17 protein-coding genes are annotated in these 25607 nt (G+C 63.5%); 7 read left to right on the top strand and 10 right to left on the bottom strand.

What is annotated here, in order from left to right:
• Nucleotides 1–65: 65 nt before the first annotated feature.
• The 5 genes from RPG13_RS10125 to RPG13_RS10105 all read right to left on the bottom strand — a co-directional run bounded on the left by RPG13_RS10125 (nucleotide 66) and on the right by RPG13_RS10105 (nucleotide 7327).
• Nucleotides 66–2285: a 3-hydroxyacyl-CoA dehydrogenase NAD-binding domain-containing protein gene (locus RPG13_RS10125; protein ID WP_337124973.1), complete on the bottom strand. Its 2220-nt coding sequence runs from the start codon at nucleotides 2283–2285 to the stop codon at nucleotides 66–68.
• 12 nt (nucleotides 2286–2297) lie between these two features.
• Entirely contained in the window at nucleotides 2298–3506 is a 1209-nt protein-coding gene (locus tag RPG13_RS10120) for an acetyl-CoA C-acetyltransferase (RefSeq protein ID WP_127203564.1), read from the bottom strand.
• Between the two features lie 32 nt (nucleotides 3507–3538).
• Nucleotides 3539–4711: an acyl-CoA dehydrogenase family protein gene (locus RPG13_RS10115; protein ID WP_337124972.1), complete on the bottom strand. Its 1173-nt coding sequence runs from the start codon at nucleotides 4709–4711 to the stop codon at nucleotides 3539–3541.
• A gap of 54 nt (nucleotides 4712–4765) precedes the next feature.
• A complete protein-coding gene (locus tag RPG13_RS10110; RefSeq protein ID WP_337124971.1) occupies nucleotides 4766–6562 on the bottom strand; it encodes an acyl-CoA dehydrogenase in 1797 nt (598 codons plus the stop codon).
• 303 nt (nucleotides 6563–6865) lie between these two features.
• Nucleotides 6866–7327, bottom strand: a complete 462-nt coding sequence (locus RPG13_RS10105; RefSeq protein WP_095487963.1) for a MerR family transcriptional regulator — start codon at nucleotides 7325–7327, stop codon at nucleotides 6866–6868.
• 488 nt (nucleotides 7328–7815) lie between these two features.
• On the opposite strand from RPG13_RS10105, the gene RPG13_RS10100 reads away from it, so the two are divergent.
• The 4 genes from RPG13_RS10100 (at nucleotide 7816) to RPG13_RS10085 (ending at nucleotide 15022) form a co-directional block, all read left to right on the top strand.
• A complete protein-coding gene (locus RPG13_RS10100; protein ID WP_337124970.1) occupies nucleotides 7816–11748 on the top strand; it encodes a peptidoglycan-binding protein in 3933 nt (1310 codons plus the stop codon).
• A gap of 192 nt (nucleotides 11749–11940) precedes the next feature.
• Entirely contained in the window at nucleotides 11941–12864 is a 924-nt protein-coding gene (locus tag RPG13_RS10095) for a sulfite exporter TauE/SafE family protein (RefSeq protein ID WP_095487959.1), read from the top strand.
• Nucleotides 12864–13655, top strand: a complete 792-nt coding sequence (locus RPG13_RS10090) for a TIGR02186 family protein (protein WP_095487957.1) — start codon at nucleotides 12864–12866, stop codon at nucleotides 13653–13655. Before RPG13_RS10095 ends, RPG13_RS10090 begins: the two co-directional genes overlap by 1 nt.
• Before the next feature lie 110 nt (nucleotides 13656–13765).
• Complete coding sequence (locus tag RPG13_RS10085; RefSeq protein ID WP_337124969.1) at nucleotides 13766–15022, top strand: Hsp70 family protein; 1257 nt, start codon at nucleotides 13766–13768, stop codon at nucleotides 15020–15022.
• Nucleotides 15023–15028: 6 nt separating this feature from the next.
• On the opposite strand, the gene RPG13_RS10080 is transcribed toward RPG13_RS10085, so the two are convergent.
• On the bottom strand, nucleotides 15029–15931 hold the full coding sequence (locus tag RPG13_RS10080; RefSeq protein ID WP_127290295.1) for a LysR substrate-binding domain-containing protein: 903 nt from the start codon (nucleotides 15929–15931) through the stop codon (nucleotides 15029–15031).
• A 274-nt stretch (nucleotides 15932–16205) separates the two neighbouring features.
• Here RPG13_RS10080 and RPG13_RS10075 point away from each other — a divergent pair, with 274 nt between their 5' ends.
• Genes RPG13_RS10075 through RPG13_RS10065 form a run of 3 tightly spaced genes read left to right on the top strand, consistent with a single transcriptional unit; the run spans nucleotide 16206 to nucleotide 20821 of the window.
• Nucleotides 16206–19139: a molybdopterin oxidoreductase family protein gene (locus RPG13_RS10075; RefSeq protein WP_127290291.1), complete on the top strand. Its 2934-nt coding sequence runs from the start codon at nucleotides 16206–16208 to the stop codon at nucleotides 19137–19139.
• Nucleotides 19136–19870 (top strand): 4Fe-4S dicluster domain-containing protein, encoded by a 735-nt coding sequence (locus RPG13_RS10070; protein ID WP_127203558.1) that lies wholly within the window; start codon nucleotides 19136–19138, stop codon nucleotides 19868–19870. Before RPG13_RS10075 ends, RPG13_RS10070 begins: the two co-directional genes overlap by 4 nt.
• A 15-nt stretch (nucleotides 19871–19885) precedes the next feature.
• Nucleotides 19886–20821: a dimethyl sulfoxide reductase anchor subunit family protein gene (locus RPG13_RS10065; RefSeq protein WP_127290289.1), complete on the top strand. Its 936-nt coding sequence runs from the start codon at nucleotides 19886–19888 to the stop codon at nucleotides 20819–20821.
• Between the two features lie 5 nt (nucleotides 20822–20826).
• On the opposite strand, the gene pdeM is transcribed toward RPG13_RS10065, so the two are convergent.
• The 4 genes from pdeM to RPG13_RS10045 all read right to left on the bottom strand — a co-directional run bounded on the left by pdeM (nucleotide 20827) and on the right by RPG13_RS10045 (nucleotide 25542).
• Nucleotides 20827–21543 (bottom strand): ligase-associated DNA damage response endonuclease PdeM, encoded by a 717-nt coding sequence (gene pdeM / locus RPG13_RS10060; RefSeq protein WP_126103722.1) that lies wholly within the window; start codon nucleotides 21541–21543, stop codon nucleotides 20827–20829.
• The gene (locus tag RPG13_RS10055) at nucleotides 21540–24062 is read right to left on the bottom strand and encodes a ligase-associated DNA damage response DEXH box helicase (RefSeq protein ID WP_126103723.1); all 2523 of its coding nucleotides are present in this window, start codon (nucleotides 24060–24062) and stop codon (nucleotides 21540–21542) included. The genes pdeM and RPG13_RS10055 overlap by 4 nt, the downstream gene beginning before the upstream one ends.
• Nucleotides 24063–24300: 238 nt before the next feature.
• Nucleotides 24301–25161, bottom strand: coding sequence for a C40 family peptidase (locus RPG13_RS10050; protein WP_126103724.1), 861 nt, complete (start codon nucleotides 25159–25161; stop codon nucleotides 24301–24303).
• A 30-nt stretch (nucleotides 25162–25191) separates the two neighbouring features.
• Nucleotides 25192–25542, bottom strand: coding sequence for a MarR family winged helix-turn-helix transcriptional regulator (locus RPG13_RS10045; RefSeq protein WP_095487941.1), 351 nt, complete (start codon nucleotides 25540–25542; stop codon nucleotides 25192–25194).
• Nucleotides 25543–25607 lie beyond the last annotated feature (65 nt).

Genomic DNA, 25607 nt, shown 5'->3' with positions numbered 1-25607 from the left:
ACAGGAAAAAATACCTTCCTCGTTCTAACCGGTGGCCGTGATTTTGTCCACCACCGAAGGCGGCATCAGGCTGCCTTCTTCACCTCGCCTTTCGCGTAGGGATCGAAGCGCTGGTAGAAGGTCTCGCCCTTCTCCGCCATGTCGAGCAGGAGCTTGGGCGCCTTGAACTCGGCGCCGTACTTCTTCTGCAGGCCCTTGGCGATCTTGACGAACTTCTTGGCGCCGACGCCGTCGATGTAGGACAGCACGCCGCCGGTAAAGGGCGCGAAGCCGAAGGCGAGGATCGAGCCGACATCGGCTTCGCGCGGATCGGTGACGATGCCCTCCTCCATCACTCGCGCCGCCTCCAGCGCGATGGTGACCAGGAGCCGTTGCTTCAGTTCCTCATAGTCGACCTTTTCGGGCGCCAGCTGCGGATAGAGATCCTTCAGGCCCGGCCACAGCTTTTTCTTGGCAGGCTTTTGCGGATAGTCGTAAAAACCCTTGCCGTTCTTGCGGCCGAAGCGGCCATGCGTATCGACCAGCGTGTTGATCAGCGCCATCTGCTTCGGATCGACCGCCTTTTCGCCGAGATCGCGCATGGTCTGCTTCATGATCTTCTGCGCGAGGTCGATCGCCGTTTCGTCCGTGAGCGCCAAGGGGCCGACCGGCATGCCGGCGGCCTTCGCCGCATTCTCGATCATCGGCGCTGGGACGCCTTCGATCAGCATCTTGTAGGCTTCCGACATGTAGCGCAGCACGCAGCGGTTGACGTAGAAGCCGCGCGTGTCGTTGACGACGATCGGCGTCTTCTTGATAGCGCGGACGAAGTCGATCGCGGTAGCCAGCGCCTTGTCGCCCGTCTTCTTGCCCAAAATGATCTCGACCAGCATCATCTTGTCGACCGGCGAGAAGAAATGGATGCCGATGAAATTCTTCGGTCGCGCCGAATTCTTCGCCAGCGAAGAGATCGGGATGGTGGATGTGTTCGACGCGAAGACTGCCGCCGGCTTCAGCACGGCCTCTGCCCTTTCAGTGGCGTCCTTCTTGACGCCCGAATCCTCGAACACCGCTTCCACGATCAGATCGCAGCCGGCGAGGTCGGCATAATCCGCCGTCGGCGTGATCAGCGACAGCAGTCTGTCCTTGTCCTCTAGCTTGGCGCGGCCCTTCCTGACCTGATCCGAGATCAGGCTGTCTGAATGCGCCTTGCCCTTGGCGGCCGCTTCCATGTCGCGGTCGAGCAGCACCACCGGAATGCCGGCCTTGGCGGTGACATAGGCGATGCCGGCGCCCATGAAACCAGCGCCGAGCACGCCGATCTTCTTGAATTTGGTTTCCGTCACACCGGCCGGGCGGCGGGCACCCTTGTTCAGCTCCTGCAGCGAGACGAACAGCGAGCGGATCATCGCCGCAGCTTCCTTAGTCTGCATGATCTCGGTGAAATAGCGCTGCTCGATGCGCAAGGCGGTGTCGAACGGCACCAGCAGGCCTTCATAGACACATTTCAGAATGGCCGCGGCGGCAGGATAATTGCCATAGGTCTCGCGACGCAGGATGGCGATTGCCGGCGGCCACAGATTGGCTCCAGCCACCGAATAGATCGGGCCGCCAGGCAGCTTGAAGCCCTTCTCGTCCCACGGCGCCACCGGCTTCAAGCCATTTTTGATCATGGCCTTGGCGGTCTCAACCAGCTTTTGCGGCTCGGCGATCTCGTGGATCAGGCCCATCGACTTGGCCTTCTGCGGCGACAGCGTCTGGCCGGAAGTGAGCATCTGCAGCGCCTGCTGCTGGTCGGTCAGCCGCGGCACGCGCTGGGTGCCGCCGGCACCCGGGAAGATGCCGATCTTCACTTCGGGGAGCGCCATCCTCACCTTGTCGGAATCGGCCGCGACACGGCCATGGCAAGCGAGAGACAATTCGAATGCGCCGCCCATGCAGGTGCCGTTGATCGCCGAAACCCACGGCTTGCCCGAAGTCTCCAGCTTGCGGAACAGGCCGGTCATGTAGCCGGCATTGTCGAACAGCGCCTTGGTCGCCTTTTCGACGTCCTTGCCCTTTTCGGCGGCGAAGGTCGTCAGCATCTTCTGCAGCATGGTGATATCGGCGCCGCCGGAAAACGTGTCTTTGCCGGAGGTGATGACCGCCCCCTTTATCGCCGCATCGCTCGCCACCTTGTCGACGATGGCGTTCAGTTCCAGCATCGCCTCTTCGGTGAAGACGTTCATTGAGCGGTCGGGCATATCCCAGGTGATCAGCGCGATGCCGTCTGCGTCGATGTCGAGGGTGAAATTGGTGTAGCTCATCGGTCTCTCCCGTCAGACGCGTTCGATGATCGTTGCGGTGCCCATGCCTGCGCCGATGCAAAGCGTCACCAGCGCGGTGTTCAGGTTCCGGCGCTCCAGTTCGTCCAGTACGGTGCCGAAGATCATCGCGCCTGTGGCGCCGAGCGGATGGCCCATGGCGATGGCGCCGCCATTGACGTTGATCCTGTCGTGCGAAATGTCGAACGCCTGCATGTAGCGCAGCACCACTGAGGCGAAAGCCTCGTTAAGCTCGAACAGATCGATGTCCGACAGCTTCATTTTGGCGCGCTTCAGCAGCTTTTCGGTCACGTCGACCGGACCGGTCAGCATCAGCACCGGTTCCGAGCCGATATTGGCGAATGCACGGATGCGTGCGCGCGGCTTCAGGCCGAGCGTCTTTCCGGCCTTCTTCGAGCCGAGCAGAACGGCCGCCGCGCCGTCGACGATGCCGGACGAATTGCCGGCGTGGTGGACGTGGTTGACCTCTTCCACCTCGGGATGCTTCTGCACCGCGACGGCATCGAAGCCGCCCATTTCGCCGGGCATGACGAAGGACGGGTTGAGTGCCGCCAGCGACTGCATGTCGGTCGAAGGCCGCATATGCTCGTCATGGTCGAGGATGGTCAGCCCGTTCTGGTCTTTGATCGAGATCACCGAATTCTTGAAGCGGCCTTCGCCCCAGGCTTTGGCGGCACGCTTCTGGCTCTCGACCGCATAGGCGTCGACGTCATCACGCGAAAAGCCGTATTTGGTGGCGATCAGATCGGCCGAGATGCCTTGCGGAACGAACCAGCCCGGCAGGCCAACCGAAGGGTCCATGAACCAGGCGCCGCCGGATGCGCCCATGCCGACGCGCGACATCGATTCGACGCCGCCGGCGATGACGATCTCATCGGCGCCTTGTGCGATCTTGGCGGCGCCGAAGTTGATGGCGTCCAGGCCCGAGGCGCAGAAGCGCGAGATCTGCATGCCGGGCGCCGTGGTCGCATAGCCGGCTTCGAAGGCTGCGGCACGCGGAATGACAGAACCCGCCTCGCCGACCGGATCGACGCAGCCGAAGATGATGTCGTCGACGGTGCCGGTGTCCAGCCCATTGCGGTCACGGATCGCCTCGAGCACCTTGGCGCCGAGCCGCACCGCCGGCACTTCGTGCAGCGAGCCATCCTTCTTGCCCCTGCCGCGCGGCGTGCGCACGGCGTCATAGACATAAGCTTCGGCCATTTTCCTGCTCCTTGGGTTTGCTGAAAAGTCGCTCAGAGAGAGCGCCCGATCAGCAATTTCATGATCTCGTTGGTGCCGCCGTAGATGCGCTGAACGCGGGCGTCGCGGAACATGCGGGCGATCGGGTATTCGTTCATGTAGCCATAGCCGCCGTGCAATTGAAGGCATTCGTCGACGACTTTTCCTTGCAAGTCGGACAGCCAGTATTTGGCCATTGAGGCCGTCACCGGGTCGAGGCCGCCATTGATGTGGCGAGCGACGCAGTCATCGTAGAAGACGCGGCCGATGGTCGCCTCGGTCTTCAGTTCGGCCAGCTTGAACCGGGTGTTCTGGAAATCGATGATCGCCTTGCCGAAGGCCTTGCGCTCCTTGACGTAGTCGATTGTCAGCGCCAGCGCCCGCTCGACCATGGCGATGGCGCCGGTGCCGATCTGCAGCCGCTCCTGCGGCAATTGCTGCATCAGTTGGACGAAGCCTTGGCCTTCCTCGTGGCCGAGCAGATTGGAGGTCGGCACGCGCATATCGTTGAAGAACAGTTCCGACGTGTCGTTGGCCTTCAAACCGATCTTGTCGAGGTTGCGGCCGCGCTCGAACCCTTCCACCTCGTCGGTCTCGACAACGATCAGCGAAGTGCCCTTAGCGCCCTTCTCCGGATCGGTCTTGGTGACGACGATGATGAAGTTGGCGAGCTGGCCATTGGTGATGAAGGTCTTCGAGCCGTTGACCTTGTAATGGTTGCCATCCTTCTCGGCACGCGTCTTGACGCCTTGCAGGTCGGAGCCAGCGCCGGGCTCGGTCATGGCGATGGCGCCGATCAACTCGCCGGTCGCCAGTTTCGGCAGCCACTTCTTCTTCTGCTCCTCCGAGCCGTAGTGGAGGATGTAAGGGGCGACGATCGAATTGTGCAGGCCGATGCCGAAACCGTCGACGCCGACATGGCCGATCGCCTCGATGATGGCGCTCTCATGCGCGAATGTCCCGCCTGAACCGCCATATTCCTCCGGCATCGAGGCACAGAGCAGACCGGCCGCGCCTGCCTTCAGCCAGCACTCGCGGTCGACCATCTCGTTCTTCTCGAACTCGTCATAGCGCGGCGCGATCTCTTCCGACATGAAACGGTGCGCCATGTCGTAGAGCATGCCGACCTCATCCGCCGCCCAGGCGGGTTTGGGGAGGCCGAGGATTTCGGCAGGATTTGTCGCCACGATTTCCTCCGCGTATCGACAGGTTGAAGGTCGGCTGTGCCGACGCTGTCGAGCTTAGAACGCTTCCGCCGGCAGTGCCATCAATGTCTCGGCGCCGCTGGAGATGCGAGCGAGGTGCGCCGACGTCTCCGGCATGATCCGCTCCATGAAGAAGCGCGCCGTCACCAGCTTGCTCTCGTAGAAAGACGAAGCACCGTTGGCGCCGTTCGCCAGCTTCGCGCCGGCGGCCTTCGCCATCTGCGCCCACATGTAGCCCAGCGCCACGAGGCCGAAGAGATGCATGTAGTTGGTCGAGGCGGCACCGGCGTTGTCGGGCCTGGCCATGCCGTTCTGCATCAGCCACATCGTCGCCGCCTGCAGATCGTTGTGGCCCTTCTTCAGCGCCTTGGTGAAAGGCGCCATCTTCTCGTCAGCGCGGTTCTCCTCGCAGAACTCGCCGACCTCTTTGAAGAAGGCCTGTACCGCGCGGCCGCCATTCAAGGCCAGCTTGCGGCCGACGAGATCGAGCGCCTGGATGCCGTTGGCGCCCTCGTAAATCATGGCGATGCGGGCATCGCGCACGAACTGGCTCATGCCGTGCTCTTCGATATAGCCATGGCCGCCGAACACTTGCTGCGCCATCACCGCGTGGTCGAAGCCCTTGTCGGTGAGCACGCCCTTGACCACCGGCGTCATCAGGCCGGTGTAGTCGTCGGCAGCCTGGCGGTCCTTGTCGTCGTCGGAGCGGTGGGCGATGTCCGACTTGATCGCCGTCCACAGCGCCAGCGCGCGACCGGCTTCGTTGAAGGCTTTCATGGTCATCAGGCTGCGGCGGATGTCAGGATGGACGATGATCGGATCGGCCTTCTTGTCCGGCGCCTTCGGCCCGGACAGCGAGCGGCCCTGCAGGCGATCCTTGGCATAGGACACAGCGTTCTGGTAGGCGACCTCCGACAGCGAAAGCCCCTGCAGGCCGACGCCGAGCCGGGCCTCGTTCATCATCGTGAACATGGCCTTCAGCCCGCCATTGGCCTCGCCGAGCAACACGCCTTGCGCCTCGTCATAGTTCATGACGCAGGTCGAATTGCCATGAATGCCCATCTTCTCCTCGATCGAGCCGCAAGAGACGGTGTTCTTCTCACCCGGATTGCCTGACGCATCGAGCTTGAGCTTCGGCACGATGAACAGCGAGATGCCTTTCACGCCTTCCGGCGCGCCCTCGATGCGGGCCAGCACGAGGTGGACGATGTTGTCCGACATGTCGTGCTCGCCGGCCGAGATGAAGATCTTCTGGCCTGAAATCCTGTAGCTGCCGTCGCCGTTGGGAACCGCCTTGGTGCGCAACAGGCCGAGATCGGTGCCGCAATGCGGCTCGGTCAGGTTCATGGTGCCGGTCCAGGTGCCCTCGACCAGCTTCGGCAGCCATGTCGCCTTCTGCTCGTCGGTGCCATGGGTGATGATCGCCGCGATCGCGCCCTGCGTCAGGCCCGGATACATCATCAGCGACATGTTGGCCGAAACCATATATTCGGAAACAGCGGTATGCACCGCGTAAGGCAGACCCTGGCCACCAAATTCGACGGGTGCCGCCAACCCCATCCAGCCGCCTTCGCGATACTGGTCGAAGGCCTCCTTGAAGCCTTTCGGCGTCGTCACCGAGCCATCGTCATAGCGCACGCAACCTTCCACGTCGCCGACGCGGTTCAGTGGCTGCATGACGTTTTCGGCGAGCTTGGCGCCCTCGGTGAGGATGGCCTCAACCACATCCGGCGTCGCGTCAGAAAATCCGGGAAGATTGGAATAGCGTTGGTAGCCCAGTACCTCGTTCAGCACAAACAGCGTGTCCTGGACCGGCGCCCTGTAGATCGGCATGCTCTTCCTCCACCATGCGGCTTGGTCCCGAAATCAAGCCCCAAAATGAAGTCAGGGACAGCATCGGACCAACGTTCAGATCGAGATAGCAAAAGTTGACGTTTGCGTAAACGTCAATTTTTTGATGTGACAAATTTTCCCGCCCGTGAGCGTAGCGGCGCTATATCGATGAAGCCAGTGCGGAACAGATTGAAATGTCTTCTTCCCGCCGCAGCCGGAAGACAACGGAAAGTGCCGCGCGGCCAAGGCCACGCGGCACTCATTCGTCAGAAAGGCGGCTCACCGGAAGCCGGTGAGGCCGAATTACCCGGCGACGCTGGCCTGTGGCGCCGAACGTTCGCTCAGCATCTGGCGCACCGCCGCCATCGAGTTGCTCAACTCGTTGATGGCATCATCGATCAGCGCCCGCTGCTTCTGCAGACGGGCAAGCTGCTTCTCCGACTTGTCGAGCGCCAGCCGCAACTGCTTGGTGTTGGAGCCGGTCGGGTCGTAGAGGTCCATCATCTGCTTGACGTCGCGCAGCGAGAACCCGACCTTGCGGCCGAGCAGGATCAGCTTCAGCCGCGCCTTGTCGCGCCGGGTGTAGAGACGGGTCGAGCCGTCGCGCTGCGGATTGAGAAGGCCCTTGTCCTCGTAGAAACGCAGCGTGCGCAGCGTTACTCCGTATTTCTTGGCCATCTCGCCGATGCGGACAAGATCCTCACCGGCTTTGTCAGACATGTCATTGGTATTGGCCGCGGCTTCGCCGGGCGAAACAAGTTTCATGGTCACTGGCTTTCCCCATCTGGTGGCGCCGCGGTCCCGGACCAAGTGTCGCCTGAGTGGAAGCGGGGGCGTGCTTCCAGTCGTGGTTTCAACAAACAAATCGCAAACGGCACGGTCTGTGCACCTTTACGTTTACGTCAATTCTATACCGATAGCCGCCTCACGAAGCAAGGGCGTTGTGCGGGAGGAACTTTTTGCCGCATCCGCCAGAGCATCACTCCGGCTTTAGGCGGCCCGCCAACACAACGTTGCAACTTCTTAAGCTTGGTTAACGCGTTGTTTACCACGTTGGGCGAAATGTGCGCATGTCGGTTACCCGTGTTTATCCTGTAGCGAATTTTTCACGGTTTTTCGGAGCGCGGGTGAAACCCGGGAAGCTCGTCTTCCACCGCAGCAGAGCCGCGCGGCCGCCTTCGTTTCCGGCAGACTTGGGAAACTGGTCATAGGCCAGCAATTAGACGGACCAGTAATTCTGAACGGGCGCATCGATGAACAGCAAGCGGTCCTATCTCGATACACTCAACGCCGGCAGGCAGCGCAGGCCGCACACCACGCTTGAACAGCTCAACCGTTCCTTGGAAACGCTGGAGCAGCGGCTGGAGCGGACGCGCGAGGACATGAGCGAGCGTCCCGATCCTCGCCGGCCGAGCGCGGAGCCGCGCTATGCCAGCGCCCGGCCTTATGATGATCCGCGCCCCGCGCAGCCGCCGAAAAGCCAAGCACCGGCTGCCTTCGACCAGAATTACCACGCGATCGCCCGCGACATCGACCGCGTGCGCGGCCAAGAAGACGGCGTCGCCGTGGTCGGCAAGATCGCCGGCGAATTGCGCGGCCTGCGCGAGGAACTGCGCCACCAGATGACCGCCGGCCTGCAGCGCGAATTCGAAGCGCTGCGCAAGGACATCGAGCGGGCTTTCCAAGCAAGCGCTCAGCCGGGGGGCTCCGGCAAAGGCAGCGCCGAACTCAGCGTCGAGTTCGAACGGCTTTCCGGCGCCATCCAGACCCTGGCCGAAAAGAGCGACGACAGAAGCGTCAACATGCTCCGGCTCGAGCTGGAGCAGGTCAAGGCCGCGCTCGACACGCTGGCGCGCGAAGAGAGCGTGCAGGCGGTCGGCCGCCGCTGGGACGATTTCGACCGCCGCTGGACCGCGTTCGAGGATCGTGTCGATGCCGATCAGCGCAAGCGGTCGGACGCACCCGGTCTTTCAATGCTGACCGACCGGCTCGAACAGATCAGCAATGCCGTCAACAATTTGCCGGAATCGCTGTCGCTGCGGTCGCTTGAAGAGAAGGTCCGCACGCTTGCCGGCGCCGTCGATCATTTCGCCAGGCAGCAGGACAATCGCGGCAGCGGCACATTCGGTATGATCGACGAGCGGCTGGATGAGATTTCCCGCGCTATCGTTGCCTCAACCGTCGCCGCGCAGGCCAATTCATTCGACCCCGAGCCCTTCGAGCGCATCGAGAAGCGGATCGCCTCGCTTGCCCAGCAGATCGAGGAAGTCACGCAGGTGCACCCCAGTGGCGAGGTCATCGACCGCCTCAACATGCTGTCGAGCCGGGTCGACGATCTTGCCGGCCGGGCCAATCTGCCGGAGCAGGCGATGGAGCGCCTCGACAAGCAGATCGCGCTCATTGCCGAGAAGATCGACAGGGCGCCTGCCATGCCGGACGCCGATTACATCTTCCAGGGGCTGGAACAGCGTTTCGACGTGCTGTCCGGCATGATGGAGCGCCGCCAGGGAGACGCGATCGAACAAGGCAACATGCTGTTTCGCGATCTCGAGCGCCGGCTGGACGAAGTCGCCGACAGGCTGGACCAGCGCATGCCGCAGATCGATGGGGCCGGCATCATGGACGCCATCGACGCCCGCTTCAGCGCGCTGGCCAAGCGCATGGAGACGCGTGTTCCCGATTCCGCAGGCGAAGCGGCGATCCGTGGCCTAGAAAGCCGCCTCGAAGACATTTCAAGCCGGCTGGATTCATCCGCGGCACAAGTCGCTGGCATCGACCCGGCCCTGATCCGCAGCCTGGAAGCGCAGGTCGCGGGCCTGTCGGCGCATCTTTCGAAGCCCGGCACGCCATTGCCGGAATTCGAAGACATCAGCCCGCGTCTCAACGAAATCGAGAAGTCGCTGGCTGGAACCCGCGATTCCATCCTTAGCGCGGCGCGCGAGGCAGCCGAGAGCGCTGTCCGTTCGCTTGCCGACTCCAGTGCCAATACGGCGGCCGTTTCTGGCCTCGCCCAGGATCTGAAGACGCTCGAAGCACTGACGCGCCGTTCCGACGAGCGCAATTCGAGGACCTTCGAGGCCATCCACGACACGCTGCTCAAGATCGTCGACCGACTGGGCTCACTGGAGACCGGCGAGCCGACCGACGCGGTGAGCGAACTTCTCAGCACGAAACCGGTCGAACCGGACAGCTGGCGCGGCGCGCGATCGTCAAAGATGGCCGTTCGGGACGCGCCGTCCATGGACATCGACCAGCCATTGCCGCTGACCGGGGACATGGCCGACCTCGACAGCCGTGCACCTGCCGTCATGCGCAATGAGCCAGGTTCGCGTAGCGAACCAGGCACCCGCACGCCAGCCGAAGCCGCTGCGGCCGCGGCCATGGCGGCGCTTGGTTCGGACACGACGACGGAGAAAAGCGAGCAGACCGGCGGCCGGAGGTCGATGCTCGGCGGACTGGCGCGCGCCTTCAAGGGCAAGAAGGAGGCGGATGTTCCACCGCTTGCCGGCTCGGCGCCTAATGTCGAGATACCGAGCGCCGATCTCGACGAGCCACTGGATCCGAAGGTTGCCAACCGGCCGCTGGAGCCCGGCTCCGGGCCACCCGACCTCAACGCCATCATGAAACGCGTGCGCGACGAACGCGGACCGCCGGTCAGGGCCGGCAATGCCGATGCATCGAAATCCGACTTCATCGCAGCAGCCAGACGCGCGGCGCAAGCCGCCGCTGCCGAGGCCGAGGCTCTCAAGCGGCAGTCGACGACGCGTGGCCCGGTGAAGGCGCTCAGGATCGGCGACCTGCTCAAGGCGCGGCGCAAGCCGATCCTGATGGCGGCCGCTGCAATCATGCTGGCGCTCGCCGGCCTGCAACTGGGCAAGGCCTTTTTCTCCGACCCCGTCGAAATAGCCAGCAACGATGCGGCGTCGACCGTGGCCGCGCAGCCAGCGGAAGCCGCGTCGGTCGGTGCCGCCAGCGAGCCAACGACGGACGCGCAAACTGCAGCGCCGGACAGCGCGCCGGCCCGCGCCGTCCGGCAGGCAGAGCCGTCCGAATCGGTAACCGAGAACGACATGCCGGCACAGACCACCCTCGCCGCGCCGTCGGACGCCGGAACACCGATGGGCACCGCACCCGAGGCCGAACCCGTTCCTGCCATGGCTTCAACGGCGTGGCCCGATCCGGCGGCGGACGCGACAGCGTCGGCACTTGAGGGCCCGGCAGCTGCGGACACCGAGCCAAAGGCCACAGGGCTGGCCGCCACGCCGGCCACCCAGGACATGACCGGCACGGTTACGCCCGCAGATGCTTCGATTGCGGCAGCCACTGCCAAGATCGACATCCCGGCCGATGCCGGTCCGGCTGCATTGCGTGACGCAGCGGCCGGCGGCGATGCCAAGGCGTTGTTCGAGATCGGCTCGCGCTACGCCGAATCGAGCGGCGTCAAGCAAGACATGGCAGCGGCCGCCAAATGGTATGAGAAGGCCGCCGAGCTCGGCTTCGCACCGGCGGAATACCGCATTGGCAACTTCTATGAGAAGGGCACCGGCGTCGCGCGCGACGTCAAGAAGGCGAAGACCTGGTACCAGCTCGCGGCGGAGCAGGGCAACGCCAGCGCCATGCACAATCTCGCCGTGCTCTTTGCCATGGCGGCCGACGGCGTGACCGACAATGAATCGGCCGCGCACTGGTTCCAGGCCGCCGCCGATCTCGGCGTCAAGGACAGCCAGTTCAATCTCGGCATCCTGGCGGCGAAGGGCGTCGGCATGAAACAGAATCTCGAGGAATCCTACAAATGGTTCGCGCTCGTCGCCAAGACCGGCGACAAGGATGCGGCGGCAAAGCGCGATGAGATCGCCAAGGCGCTCAGGCCCGAGCAGCTCGAACGCGCACGCGCCGCCACCGAAATGTGGAAGGCGAAACCGCTCGATCCGGCGGCCAATTCGGCCGACATTCCTGAGTCGTGGCAGGACGGCACGCCGCAGACGACCGCCAGCGTCGACATGAAGAAGGCCGTTCAGAACATCCAGCGCATTCTCAACAAGAATGGCTATGAAGCCGGCAACCCCGATGGCTTGATGGGCCTGAAGACCAAGAACGCCATCATGGCTTTCCAGACCGACAACGACATGACGGCGACCGGCACGGTCGACGAAAAGCTGGTCCAGGCGCTGCTTGCGCGCAAATAACGGCAGATGCGTCGTTTACACGATGCCTTTGCCACACATTTGCCTGTTAACTGATTGAGTTGTTTTTTGTTTCGGCTGTACGGCGGGGTTTGACTTCGCCGTCCTGCCGGCGCAAGAACAATTTAGCTTTTTGGCGCAAAAATGCCCGCAACGGTTGCATTCGCCGAGAGGCAAACTGATCGAGACTGACGGGTGGGCATCTATCTCCCGATCGCGGAAATTTCCGTCAACGTCTTCGTGCTGCTGGCCATGGGCGCGGCGGTGGGCTTCCTGTCGGGCATGTTCGGAGTGGGCGGCGGCTTCCTCATCACGCCGCTGCTGATCTTCTACAACATACCACCGGCGATCGCGGTCGCCACCGGCGCCAACCAGGTCATCGCCTCCTCCTTCTCCGGCGCATTGTCGCACGTGAAGCGCGGCACGCTCGACTTCAAGCTTGGCGGAGTGCTTTTGGCCGGCGGTATCGTCGGCTCAACCGGCGGCATCTTTGTTTTTGGCTTCTTGCGCCGGCTCGGCCAGCTCGACCTGTTCATCTCGCTGCTCTACGTCGTGCTGCTTGGCACCGTCGGCGGGCTGATGCTGGTCGAGAGCGTCAATGCGCTGCGCGCCACCCGCAGTGGTGCCGCGCCGGTGCTGAAGAAGTCCGGCCAGCACAACTGGATCCACCGCTTGCCGCTGAAGATGCGATTCAGGGCCTCGAAGCTTTTTGTCAGCGTCATCCCAGTGCTCGGCCTCGGCGCCGGCATCGGCTTCCTGTCGTCGATCATGGGCGTCGGCGGCGGCTTCATCATGGTTCCGGCGCTGATCTATCTCTTGAAAGTGCCGACCAACGTCGTCATCGGCACCTCGCTGTTCCAGATCATCTTCACCTCGGCCTACACCACGCTGGTCCATGCCACCACTAACCAGACGGTCGACGTCATGCTCGCCTTCCTGTTGATGGCGGGCGGCGTCGCCGGCGCGCAATACGGCGCCAAGGCTGGCCAAAGGCTGCGTGGCGAGCAGCTCAGGGCGCTGCTGGCACTGCTGGTGCTGGCGGTCGCCATCCGGCTCGCCATCGATCTGTTCGTGACACCGCCCAACCTCTATTCCCTGTCCGGCGTGGGTCTGACCTGATGGCCGGCTTGAGGGCGTTCTTGGCCGTTGCCTCGCTGTCGCTGTTCGCCGCCGTGTCACCGGGAGAAGCGCAGACGCCGGCTGCCGAAAACATCCAGATCGGCCTGTCCACCGACCACGTCTCGATCACCGCCGGCTTTTCCGGTGCCGACCTCACCATCTTCGGCTCATTGGAAAATGCCGACCCGCTTGTCGCGCGCCAAGGTCGCTACGACATCATCGTCGTGCTGGAGGGGCCGGCCCGGCCGGTCGTCGTGCGCCGCAAGGACCGGGTGCTCGGCATCTGGATCAATCTGGAGTCCGAGACCTTCGAGAATGTGCCGGTGTCCTATTCGGTGGCGACGACGCGACCGCTGCAGGACGTCACCGACCCCAACAGCTACAAGCAACTGTCGCTCGGCGCCGCCAACCTCTATATGCAACCGGCCGACGACGACGACAGCCCGGCGACGATCGAGGAATTCACCGCGGCGCTGCGCGAGCGCAAAACGGCGACCGGCCTCTACAGCGAGAATGTCGGCGGCGTGCAGTTCCTGTCGCAGAACCTGTTCCGCGCCACCGTCAGGCTCGCCCCCAATGTTCCGGTCGGCACCCACAAGGCCCGTGCGTTCCTGTTCAAGAGCGGCTTGTTCATCAAGGAAAGCTCCGCCCAGCTCGAAATCCGCAAGTCCGGTTTCGAACAGTCGATCTTCCGCGTGGCCCACGACTATTCCTTCCTCTACGGCATCTTCGCCGTGTCGCTGGCCATGCTGACCGGCTGGCTCGGAAGGCTCGTCTTCCGGAAGGACTGATCTTTTCCGAAAGACGGTTCCCCTTTCGAGCTTCATGGGTTAGACCGCGTTCCCCGGCTCGGCCGAAGCGCGAGCTGTCGCTCCCCAAATCAAGAATACAGGATCTTGCGATGCGACCAGCATTCGGCAGTATCGATTTCGGCACGTCAAATTCCACCGTGGGCGTGGTCAGAAACGGGCAGCCGCGGCTTGTGGCGCTGGAAGACGGCCAGGTCACGCTGCCCAGCGCCGTGTTCTTCAACTTCGAGGACAACCGCACCTATTTCGGGCGCAGCGCCATCGCCAACTATACCGACAGCATCGAAGGTCGCCTGATGCGCTCGCTGAAGAGCGTGCTCGGCAGTTCGCTTGTCCATGAAAAGACGCGGATCAAGGCACGGTCGATCGCCTTTACCGAGATCATCGGTCTGTTCGTCGGCCATCTCAGGAAAAGGCTGGAAGAGGATGCCGGCGACGTGGTCGAGAGCGTGGTGCTCGGCCGGCCGGTGCAATTCGTCGACGACGATGCCGAGGCCGATGCCAAGGCCGAAGGCGAACTCGAAAACGCGGCGCGCGCCCAGGGCTTCAAGCATATTGCATTTCAGTTCGAGCCGATCGCGGCGGCGCTCGACTACGAGCAGAAGGTCACGCGGGAAGAACTGGCGCTGATCGTCGACATGGGCGGCGGCACTTCCGACTTCTCGATCGTGCGGGTCTCGCCGCAGCGCGCCCGCTCCCTCGATCGAAAGGACGACATTCTGGCGAGCCGAGGCATCCACATCGGCGGCACCGACTTCGACCGGCTGCTGAGCATCGCCCATGTGATGCCTGAGCTCGGCTATCTCTCGCCGACCAAGGACGGCAAGCGCAACTTGCCGGCCAGCTACTTCATCGATCTGGCGACATGGCAGCGCATCAATCTGGTCTACACCGCCCGGGCGATGACGCATCTGCGCCAGATCCGCTACGAGGCTGAACGCGCCGACCTGGTCGACCGTTTCATCCATATCGTCGAGCATCGTTACGGGCATGCGCTGGCCGCTTTGGTCGAAAAGGCCAAGATCGAGCTGACGGAGCAATTGTCCGCCGATGTCGTGGTCGCGCTGACGGGGGTGGAATTCACGGCAGAAATTTCGCGCGACGGTCTTGAGGCCACGATCGCCAGGGACATCGAACGGGTTGCCGCGACGGTCGGTGAGACCATCCGCGACGCGCAGGTGAAACCGTCCGACATCACCGCGGTGTTCCTGACCGGCGGATCGACCGCCATCCCGCTGGCAAAGCAACAGATATTAGCCTTGGTGCCGCAGGCGTCCGTCATCGAAGGCGACATGTTCGGCTCGGTCGGGCTTGGGCTGGCGCTCGACGCGCAGCGGAAATTCGGCTGATCCAGCTTACCCCCGGACGGTCTCGCCGGCCTTCTCGCCCAGATGCGCCTTGAGCGCCATTTGGGCCAGACTTGCCTGCCGGTCACGATGCGTGATCATCGCGAAATCGCGCTTCGGCAGATCGATCGGCACGGACCGCAGGCTACCTTCGGCGACCGCGCGGGCCACGACGAGCTCCGAAATGATGGTGGCGCCGGCGCCGGCCTCGACCGCTTGGCGGACCGCCTCGTTGCTCGGCAGCACCAGGAATATCCTGAGGTCCGCGAACGAAATCCCCTCGCGGCGGGCAAGATCTTCCAGCACCTCGCGGGTGCCCGACCCGCCTTCCCTGATGATCCAGCGGAGCTCCCTGATATCGGGATGCCCGCGCGAGACTTCAGCGATCTCAGGATGAGAATGCGCCACGACCAGCATCAGGCGATCCACATCGACCTTGGCGCGCCGCAATATGTCTGACTCGGTTCGCCCCTCGACCAGGCCAAAATCCGCCGTGCCGTCCAAGACATTGGTCTCGACCTGTCTGGTGTTGCCGATGGTCACGCTCAGCCTAACGGCGGGATAGGCCTCGTGGAAAGAGGCCAGCCGGCGCGGCAGCCAGTAGCTGGCGATAGTTTGGCTGGCGGCGATCGAAAGGCTGCCGGTAATCGTCTGCGAGACGTGCTCCAGCACGTTGTGGGCGGCAGCCGCCCGTTCGAGCACGGCCTTGGCTTCGGGCAGGAACCGGCGCCCGGTCTGCGCCAGCTCGATGTTGCGGCCGACCCGGTTGAACAGCTGGACGCCGTGCTGCTGTTCGAGCGAACGGATGGCGGCCGATGCCGCCGACTGGGAAATGCCCAGCAACTCGGCGGCCTTTGTCATGTGCCCCCGTTCGGCGACAGCAACGAAGATCCGCAATTGGTCCAGGGTCATGAGTGAATTAAGAAACAAATTCGATTGGAATTACAAGAGCAACTTGTTAGACGGATCGATCATTTTGTTCTAAGTTTTTGGGCGAAGCTGGAAAAATATCGCGGCCAACCCGCAAAGGGCAGAAAGTGATCGGGCGATTCAAATCCCTGTTTGCCCATTGGACGCGCGGCCTCCGGCGGCGGCTCACCGGCGACAGCTATCATCCGGAAGAGCATTACATGCGCGGCCCCGGGCCAAAAACGCGAGCCAAACACTCGGACCGCAAAAGTAGATCATGACGAACGGACCGCCGCGCGGCGCCAATTCCGCACCGTCGCAACGGCCGCTTGCCGACACGCGCGCGCCCGACGAAGGCGATGGCGTCGACACTTCGCCTGATGTCTCCGACAGCATCGCCAAGACCACTTGCTATATGTGCGCCTGCCGCTGCGGCATCGACGTCCACATCAAGGACGGCAAGGTCCGCTACATCAATGGTAACAAGGACCATCCGGTCAATCGCGGCGTGCTGTGCGGCAAGGGCAGCGCCGGCATCATGCAGCACTACAGTCCGGCCCGGTTGAAGAAACCATTGCTGCGTACAGGTCCGCGCGGCTCGGGAGAATTCCGTGAAATCGAGTGGGAGGAAGCGTTCTCGATCGCGACGGAACGGCTTTCGAAAATCCGCCGGACCGATCCGAAGAAACTCGCCTTCTTCACCGGGCGCGACCAGTCGCAATCCTTGACCGGCTGGTGGGCGAGCCATTTCGGCACGCCGAATTTCGCCGCCCATGGCGGGTTCTGCTCGGTCAATATGGCGGCCGGCGGGCTCTATACGATCGGCGGCTCGTTCTGGGAGTTCGGCGAACCCGACTGGGACAACACCAGATACTTCATGCTGTTCGGCGTTGCCGAAGACCATGATTCCAATCCGATCAAGATCGGCCTCGGCAAGCTCAAAGCGCGCGGTGCCAAGGTGGTCTCGATCAATCCGTGCCGCACCGGCTACAACGCCATCGCCGATGACTGGATCGGCATCCGGCCCGGCACCGATGGCCTGTTCGTGTTTGCCCTCATCCACGAGCTGCTGCGGGCCGGCCGCGTCGATCTCGATTATTTGCTGCGTTACACCAACGCCCATGTCCTCGTCATCCAGGATCCAGGCGCGCCCGATGACGGGCTGTTCGCGCGCGACAGCGACGGCGATCCGCTGGCTTGGGACAGGGTAGCGAAGACGCCCGTCAACGCCACAGATGCCGATGCAAAGCCGGCGCTGACCGGCAACTTCACGATCGACGGCCGCCGCTGCGTGCCGGTCTTCCAGCTCATCGCCGACCGCTATCTGCACGAGAGCTATTCTCCCGATGCGGTTGCCGAACGCTGCGGCGTTTCAGGCGACACCATTCGTCGGATCGCCGCCGAACTGGCGCATGTCGCCTTCGAGCAAGCAATCGAACTGCCGGTGGCGTGGACCGACTGGGCCGGCCGCCGGCACGAGACGATCAAGGGCCGGCCGGTGTCGATGCATGCGATGCGCGGCATCTCGGCCCATTCGAACGGGTTTCATACCTGCCGCGCCATCCACCTGCTCCAAGTGCTTCTCGGCACGGTGGACGTTCCGGGCGGGTTTCGCTTCAAGCCGCCCTATCCCCGGTCGGCGCCGCCGGGGCCGAAGCCGGCGGGCAAGGACGTCAGGCCGATGACGCCGCTTGAAGGCATGCCGCTCGGCTTCGTCTGCGGACCGGACGATCTGCTGGTCGACGACGCAGGCACGCCTGTTCGTATCGACAAGGCCTATTCTTGGGATGCACCGCTTGCCGCGCACGGCCTTATGCACACGGTCATCCGCAACGCCTGGGCCGGCGACCCCTACAAGATCGACACGCTGATGATGTACATGTCCAACATGGCCTGGAACTCGTCGATGAACACCGTCGAGACGATGGCGATGCTGACCGACAGCGACGAGGCCGGAAACTACAAGATCCCCTTCATCATCTATTCCGACGCCTATTATTCCGAGACCGTGCCGTTCGCCGATCTCGTGCTTCCCGACACCACGTATCTCGAAAGGCATGACTGCATCAGCCTGCTCGACCGGCCAATCAGCCATGCCGACGGGCCGGGTGACGCCATCCGCCATCCCGTCGTCGAGCCAGACCGCGACGTCCGCCCGTTCCAGACGGTGCTGATCGAGCTCGGCGCGCGGCTTGGCCTGCCCGGCTTCGTCGATGACGACGGCTCGGCCAAATACCGCGATTACGCCGATTACATCGTCAATCACCAGCGCACGCCGGGCATCGGCCCGCTCGCCGGCTGGCGCGGCAAGGACGGAACCTTGACCGGCAAGGGCGAGGCCAATCCCGACCAGCTGCAGCGCTACATCGACAATGGCGGCTTCTGGCACCATGATTTTGCGGACGACCAGCGCTACTACAAGATGGCCAACCGCTCCTATCTCGACTTCGCCGAGAACATGGGCTTCATCCCGAAAGCCGAGCCGATCGTCTTCCAGCTCTATTCGGAGCCGATCCAGCGGTTTCGCCTCGCCGCGCGCGGCCATGGGCGGGTGCTGCCGCCGGAGACGGAGCGCAGCCGCATCGAGACCTATATGGACCCGCTGCCGTTCTGGTACGCGCCCTTCGAGGAAGCGGCTGTCGACACGCAGATCTATCCGCTGCATGCGCTGACGCAGCGGCCAATGCACATGTATCATTCCTGGGGCTCGCAGAACGCCTGGCTCAGGCAGATCACCAGCCAGAACCGGCTGTTCGTGCACAACCGGACCGCCGCCGGCCTCGGCCTTGTCGACGACGACTGGGTTTGGATCGAGAGCATCAACGGCAAGGTCAAGGGACAGATCAAGCTGGTCGACGGCGTCAACGCGGATACGGTCTGGACCTGGAACGCGATCGGCAAGCGGCGCGGCAGCTGGGGGCTGAAGGACGACGCCGCTGAATCCAATCGTGGCTTCCTGCTCAACCATATCATCGGCGACCAGACTTCTGCCGATGCCAATGGCAGGCGCTATTCGAATTCCGATCCAGTGACCGGCCAGGCGGCCTGGTTCGACCTGCGCGTCCGCATCGTCAAATGCGCGGCCGAGGAAGCCGGCTTCACCGAGCCGCAGTTCGAGCGGTTCCGGCAACCGCCGCATTTCGAACCCTCGCCCGACAAGCTAAGTTTCGGCGCCGAGTTTCGCCGGGAAAGAGAAGCTTCCAGATCATGACCTGCCTTCCCGCCCAAACCGACAAGAAGCTCGGCCTCGTCATCGATCTCGACACCTGTGTCGGCTGTCAGGCCTGCGTCACCGCCTGCAAGGAATGGAACACCGGCGGCCACATGGCGCCGCTGACCGACATCGATCCTTATGGCGGCGACGCCGACGGGGTCTGGTTCAACCGCGTGCACAGCTACGAGCACATGACCGAGATGGGTGGGCGAACGGTCAATTTCCCACGCTCCTGCCTGCATTGCGAGACACCGGCCTGCGTCACCGTCTGCCCGACCGGAGCCTCCTACAAGCGGGCCTCGGACGGCATCGTGCTGGTCGACGAGGACAAGTGCATCGGCTGCAAATTATGCAGCTGGGCCTGCCCTTATGGCGCGCGCGAATTCGACACCGATGTCGGCGTCATGAAGAAATGCACGCTGTGTGTCGACCGCATCTACAACGACAATCTGGCTGAAGAAGACCGAGTGCCGGCCTGCGTAGCCGCCTGCCCAACCAGCGCGCGGCATTTCGGCGATCTCGGCGACCCGGCGTCGGCGATCTCGCTATTGGTGGCCGAACGTGGCGGCGTCGATCTGATGCCCGAACTCGGCTATCACCCGACCAACAAATATTTGCCGCCGCGCGCCCATACCACACGCGCCGCATCGGTGCCGGCACGGGCGCTCGAACCGGTGCGGGCCGAAGGCGGTTTCCTTGGCTGGGTCGACCGCATGCTTTCGCACTGACCAGCAACCGACCTCATGCATCCAGCTTTCTCCGTCGTCTTTTTCACCACCGCCACGGGCGCCGGCTACGGCCTGCTCGCGCTGCTTGGCGCGCTGGCCGGACTGGGGTTCGTCCCGCCCAATTTCTGGCTCGGTTTGGTCAGTATGGGGCTGGCGCTCGGCCTGATCTCGGCCGGCCTGCTGTCATCGGCCGGCCATCTCGGCCGGCCCGAACGCGCCTGGCGCGCCTTCTCGCAATGGCGCAGCTCATGGCTGTCGCGCGAAGGCGTCGCGTCGGTTGCGACCTTCGTACCGGCGGGGTTTTTCGCCATCGGGTGGGTGTTCCTCGGCCGTACGAACGGCTGGGTGGCTGTCGCTGGGCTGCTGGCTGCCATCGGCGCGGTCGTCACCGTCTGCACCACCGGCATGATCTATGCGTCGCTCAAGCCGATCGCTCAATGGCACAGCCGCTTCACCCTGCCTGGTTATTTGATCTTTTCGGCGATGAGCGGCAGCGTGCTGCTCAACGCGCTGCTGCAGGGTTTCGCCATCGGCTCGATCATCGTGCTGGCAGGTTGCGTGCTGCTGACCGTGCTCGGCTGGGGCTGGAAGCTGGCAACCTGGCGATACAATGACAGGCTGGAAATCCCGACCAATGCCAACACCGCGACCGGCCTTGTCGGCGGCACGGTGCGGTCGCTGGAATGGCCGCACACCGAGGAGAATTACCTGCTCAAGGAGATGGGCTTTCGCATCGCACGCAAGCACAAGGCGCGGCTGCGTCAGATCACACAAGTGCTGGCCTTCGCGCTGCCCGCCTTACTGCTGATTGCCGCGTTCGCCTTGCCATGGCCCTATGCGGCGGTGCTGTCGGCGCTCGCCGCAATCGCTCAATTCGCCGGCATGCTGGTCGAACGCTGGCTGTTTTTCGCCGAGGCGAAGCACACCGTCACCTTGTACTACGGCCGGTAGCGGTCTCAGCCGGGCCTCAGCATTGAGCGGGAAATCGCGAAGATGCGCTCCGTGCCGAGCATATAGGCCATCAGCGTTTCGCGGCGGAACAGCCCGGCATAGGCGCGGTCGAGCACATTGAGCGAGCCGGTATAGGCGCCGAAGGCCGGCATGATCATGCGGCCGCCATCGCCGGCAAAGCAGCGCCGCCGCACCGAGCGGCCGCGCTGCACGATGCGGGCGCACGGATGCAGATGGCCGGCGATCTCGCCTTCCACTCTCACTGCCGAAGGTTCATGCCGGAACAGCAGAGAGCCTATGGCCAGCTCGCGCACCGTCTCGCCGGGCAAGTCGGCCGGCGCGTCCGGGTCATGGTTGCCGGCAACCCAGAACCAGTCGCGGCCGGCCATCAGTCCTTCCAGCCGCTCGCGAAAGCTTGAGTGCATGCGCGACGCGCCGCCGCCATCATGAAAGCTGTCGCCGAGGCTGATGACGATCGCCGGCTGGTAGTCTGATATCACCGCCTGCAGCCGCAACAACGTCGCACCGGTATCATAAGGCGGGATCAACGTACCGCGCCGTGCTAGCGACGATCCCTTTTCCAGATGCAGATCCGACACCGCCAGCAATTTCAGCTCGGGAAAGTAGAGCACGCCGCGCCGATCGCAGATCGCGCGCTCGCCGGCGATGCCGATAAAATCGGCATCCGCCAGGGGTGCAGGCATGGCCAGCGCGCGCGTCATTTCGTCCCCATGGCTTCCTCGACCAGCGTTGCCGCATCCATCAGCAGTGTATCATCGGCCTCGCCATGCACCGGCATCTTGCCGATCTCGAGCATGATCGGCACGGCGAGCGGCGAGATCTGTTCGAGGTTCTTATGCACGATTCGTCCCTGGATGCGCGAGAGCATCTCGGCAAGTCTGCTGACATCCAGCAGACCGGTGGCCGCATCGGCACGCGTCGCCTGCAGCAGGATGTGGTCCGGCTCATGGCTGCGCAGAACGTCGTAAATGAGGTCGGTCGACACAGTGACCTGGCGGCCGCTTTTCTCCTGGCCCGGATGGCGTTTTTCGATCAGCCCCGAGATCAGCGCGCAGTTGCGGAAGGTGCGCTTCAAGAGCCAGCTGCCGGCCAGCCAGGCTTCGAGATCGTCGCCCAGCATGTCTTGGTCGAAAAGTTCACTGAGCGAAGGCTTCTTCGCCCGGAACATCCTGCCCATATCGGCCAGCGACCATATGGCAAGTGCATAGTCGGTGGCGACGAAGCCGAGCGGCCTGGCGCCCGCCCTGTCGAGACGGCGGGTGAGCAGCATGCCGAGCGTCTGGTGCGCCAGCCTGCCCTCGAACGGATAGGCCACCAGGTAGTGCCGGTTGCCGCGCGGAAAGGTCTCGATCAGCAGGTCATCGCGTTTCGGCAGTACCGATTTGTCGGCCTGGAAACGTAGCCAGTCGGCCACCTGTTCCGGCAGCTTCTTCCAGCGCTGCGGGTCATCCAGCATGATGCGGACCTGCTCAGCGAGGTAGGTCGAAAGCGGGAATTTGCCGCCGCCATAATATGGCACCTTGGCGTCGCTGCCGGGTGCATTCGATACGAAGCACTCATTCTCGCGGATGCCCTCGAAGCGCAGTACTTTGCCGGCAAACATGAACGTGTCGCCATGCGTCAGCGTTTCAAGGAACGCCTCCTCGATCTTGCCGAGGACGCGACCGCCGCGCGAGGCAGAGCCCTTGCTGCCGGCCTTGATATAACGCACGTTGAGCGCCGGCACCTCGATGATGGTGCCGACATTCAACCGATACTGCTGAGCAACCCGAGGATTGGACACGCGCCACAGCCCGTCCTTGTTCAGGCGGATACGGGCGTAGCGCTCATAGTTCTTCAGCGCATAGCCGCCGGTGGCGACGAAATCGATGACGCGGTCGAATGTCGGCCGATCGAGTTCGGCATAGGGCGCGGCTGCTCTTACCTCCTCAAAAAGCGCATTGGCATGGAATGGCGCACCGCAGGCGCAACCAAGCACATGCTGCGCCAGCACGTCGAGCCCACCGTTGACCAGCGGCGGCGTGTCCTGGGCGCCGAGATAATTGGCGTCGAGCGCCGCCCGGCATTCCAGCACCTCAAAGCGGTTGGCCGGAATCAGGATCGCCTTGGACGGCTCATCCATGCGGTGATTGGCGCGGCCGATGCGCTGCGCCAGCCGGCTCGCACCCTTCGGTGCGCCGACATGGACGACCAGGTCGACATCGCCCCAGTCGATGCCGAGGTCGAGCGTCGAAGTGGCGACGATGGCGCGCAAGGCATTCTCGCCCATGGCTTTTTCGACGCGCCGGCGCTGGGCGACATCGAGCGAGCCGTGATGCAGGGCGATCGGTAATGTGTCTTCATTGACCCGCCACAACTCCTGGAACAGCAGCTCGGCCTGGCTGCGTGTGTTGACAAACAGCAGGGTCGTCTTGTGTCGCTTGATCTCGCTATAGATCTCCGGCGTTGCGTAGCGGGCCGAATGTCCGGCCCACGGCACACGCTCCTCCGAGTCGAGAATGGAGATCTCGGGCTTGGCGCCGCCCGTCACGACGATCAACTCAGCCATGCCGCCGGGTGGGTTCTGGCTGACCAGCCAGCGCCGCAATTCATCGGGCTCGGCCACCGTCGCGGACAGGCCGATCGTCTGCAAGCCCGGAACAAAGGATCGCAGCCGGGCCAGACCGAGCGACAGGAGATGCCCGCGTTTTGACGTCACCAGCGAATGCAGTTCGTCGAGCACGACATAATGCAGGTCCTCGAAGAAGCGCCTGGCGTCGGGCGCCGCGATCAGCAACGCCAGTTGCTCGGGCGTGGTCAGGAGAATGTCGGGTGGCGCCAGCTTCTGCCGCTGGCGCTTGTGGGCGGGCGTGTCGCCGGTGCGTGTCTCGATCGTGATAGGCAGACCGATTTCTTCGACCGGCTTGCCGAGATTGCGCTCGATGTCGACGGCCAGCGCCTTCAGCGGCGAGATGTAGAGCGTGTGGATGCCGCGACGCGCCTGCCCCGGTTTCTTCCTTGGCCGACCTGCCAACTCGGTCAGCGACGGCAGGAACCCTGCCAGCGTCTTGCCGGCGCCGGTCGGTGCGATCAGCAGCACCGACTGCCCGGCTTGGGCAGTCGCCAGCAATTCGATCTGATGGGCACGCGGCGACCAGCCCTTTTGCGAAAACCATCTGAGGAATGGCTCGGGCAAGTGCACGGCGGCATTCTGTTCGGCAAGGCGCGGCTGCTCTGTCACGCGCCAGAGGTAGCGCGGCGGCGCGCAATCGCCAAGAAGAATCGGAACAAAAGGTGATCGAGCGCCTCTCCACCTTCTCCCCGTGTGGGAGAAGGTGGATTGCCGCGAAGCGGCAAGACGGATGAGGGGTGTTCCAGCTTGGCGCCAACTTACCCCTCACCCGGATTGCCAACCGATTTGTGAAGGACAAATCGGGGCAATCCGACCTCTCCCACAGGGGGAGAGGTAAGGGATGCCCCTAAGGCCGCCGAAACCCCGTCGGGCCGCCATAGAGATAGCCGATGCGGGCGACGGCTTCTCTGAACCCTTCACGCGAGACCAGCATGGTGTGGCCGTTGGCATGGATCATCGTTTCTGGGTCGGTCATAACAGCGACATGGCCTTTCCAAAACACCAGGTCGCCGCGCCGCAACCCGGCAGAATCCCGGGCCGGGTCGAGCGGCTCACCGATGGTCGCCGCCTGCATGTCGGTGTCGCGCAGCACTTGCCTGCCGGCCATGTGCATCGCCAGTTGCACGAGGCCGGAACAATCGATGCCGAAGCCGGAGGCGCCGCCCCACAGATAGGGTGTGCCGAGAAAGGTTTCCGCGACCGCGACATAGTCGGCAGCTGGTTTGTTCAAGGGCCGCAAATGGCCCGATATGACCGCCTCGCCGGATGGCAGCAGCGCATAGTGCGTACCGCGTGTTTCAGCCGCGCCCGTCACCGTTACCGCCGATCCCATCGAGAGCTGTCCGTTCGACGGAAACCGCAAATCCGGTCCGGGATAAAGGAAGGTGCGCGGCACCGAGACGACATGGGTGGGCGTATGGCCTCGCGCCCCCAGCACGGTGTCGGCGACATAGCCGACATAGCCATCGCGCTCGGCCTGGATCCAGGCCCAGCCCTCAACGTCCTCGAAGACGAGGACGTCGTCGCCGAACAGAAGCTGCGTGTCGACTCCGGCATCCGGGCGCGGCGCCTTGCGGATATCGGCCACTGAAGCTGATATACGCGCTGGCCGTCCGGCGACGAAGCGATCGGCGGCGACCTCGCCTTTCAGCCTGACATCAGCGAGATCGGAACGGAAGGCGTGGAGGCGGGCATCCCTGGCGGTCAAATCGGCAACTCGTTCAAATCGGCAACTCGGTCAGATGGGCAATTCCTGGGCTCTGGCGATGATAACATCGCCGAAGCGCTCGACAAAGAGAGCACCTTCGACAGTGCGCTTGACCAGCACGTTGCGCTTGTCGAGCTCGTCGCGATGGCGCGAAACCAGCTTCAGCGCGCCCATTGTGTCGAGCGCGCGGGTAATCACCGGCTTGGTGACATTGAGCCGGGCAGCGAGCCCGCGCACCGTGTGCGGCGGCGGGTCGAGATAGATGGTGAACAGGATCGCCGTCTGGCGCATGGTAAGGTCCGGCGTATCGTCGCGCACCTGGGACAGCATCACCTGCTGCCACAGTCGCAAGGCCTGGCTCGGGCGCATGGAAATCGACATCCGGCCAACATGACGGCAAATTGTTTCGGTTCCGTTTCAGTCTCGAGAATTTCCTGTCGGACAGC

The organism is Mesorhizobium sp. ISC15 (assembly GCF_037162615.1).
Classification (GTDB): Bacteria; Pseudomonadota; Alphaproteobacteria; order Rhizobiales; family Rhizobiaceae; genus Mesorhizobium; species Mesorhizobium mediterraneum.
The sequence above is the reverse complement of the archived record's forward strand: the minus strand, read 5'-3'. Positions and strand labels throughout refer to the sequence as shown.

Coding starts and splice junctions, on each gene's coding strand:
- RPG13_RS10125 (WP_337124973.1), bottom strand. CDS start 2,285: ATGAGCTACACCAATTTCACCCTCGACATCGACGCAGACGGCATCGCG.
- RPG13_RS10120 (WP_127203564.1), bottom strand. CDS start 3,506: ATGGCCGAAGCTTATGTCTATGACGCCGTGCGCACGCCGCGCGGCAGG.
- RPG13_RS10110 (WP_337124971.1), bottom strand. CDS start 6,562: ATGCCGATCTACAGGGCGCCGGTCCAGGACACGCTGTTTGTGCTGAAC.
- RPG13_RS10105 (WP_095487963.1), bottom strand. CDS start 7,327: ATGAAACTTGTTTCGCCCGGCGAAGCCGCGGCCAATACCAATGACATG.
- RPG13_RS10100 (WP_337124970.1), top strand. CDS start 7,816: ATGAACAGCAAGCGGTCCTATCTCGATACACTCAACGCCGGCAGGCAG.
- RPG13_RS10090 (WP_095487957.1), top strand. CDS start 12,864: ATGGCCGGCTTGAGGGCGTTCTTGGCCGTTGCCTCGCTGTCGCTGTTC.
- RPG13_RS10085 (WP_337124969.1), top strand. CDS start 13,766: ATGCGACCAGCATTCGGCAGTATCGATTTCGGCACGTCAAATTCCACC.
- RPG13_RS10080 (WP_127290295.1), bottom strand. CDS start 15,931: ATGACCCTGGACCAATTGCGGATCTTCGTTGCTGTCGCCGAACGGGGG.
- RPG13_RS10075 (WP_127290291.1), top strand. CDS start 16,206: ATGACGAACGGACCGCCGCGCGGCGCCAATTCCGCACCGTCGCAACGG.
- RPG13_RS10070 (WP_127203558.1), top strand. CDS start 19,136: ATGACCTGCCTTCCCGCCCAAACCGACAAGAAGCTCGGCCTCGTCATC.
- RPG13_RS10065 (WP_127290289.1), top strand. CDS start 19,886: ATGCATCCAGCTTTCTCCGTCGTCTTTTTCACCACCGCCACGGGCGCC.
- pdeM (WP_126103722.1), bottom strand. CDS start 21,543: ATGACGCGCGCGCTGGCCATGCCTGCACCCCTGGCGGATGCCGATTTT.
- RPG13_RS10045 (WP_095487941.1), bottom strand. CDS start 25,542: ATGTCGATTTCCATGCGCCCGAGCCAGGCCTTGCGACTGTGGCAGCAG.